Origin of the sequence: Planktothrix paucivesiculata PCC 9631, from assembly GCF_900009265.2 — a bacterium.
Taxonomy (GTDB): domain Bacteria; phylum Cyanobacteriota; class Cyanobacteriia; order Cyanobacteriales; family Microcoleaceae; genus Planktothrix; species Planktothrix paucivesiculata.
In genome coordinates, this window is record NZ_LR735080.1 from 1 (window position 1) to 249 (window position 249).

Genomic DNA, 249 nt, shown 5'->3' on the forward strand with positions numbered 1-249 from the left:
ATTTTCACCCCCAAACTGATAGTTTACAAGATAGTGGCTATCAAGGGATTAAGGATTATCACTTGAATAGCTATATACCTAAAAAGAAACCCAAAAATGGCAATATTTCCGTCTTAGAAAAAGACTATAATCAAGCTTTAGCTCATCAACGAATTGTGATTGAACACGTTAATCAGAGCCTCAAAATTTTCAGGATCTTATCGAGTCGTTATCGAAATCGTCGTCGCCGTTATGGTCTTCGTTGTAATT

General features: G+C 35.7%; 1 protein-coding gene. It reads left to right on the plus strand.

Going from position 1 to position 249, the window contains the following annotated elements:
* Positions 1-249: transposase family protein (locus PL9631_RS25670; protein WP_156090720.1), on the plus strand; the 249-nt coding region annotated here is incomplete at both ends.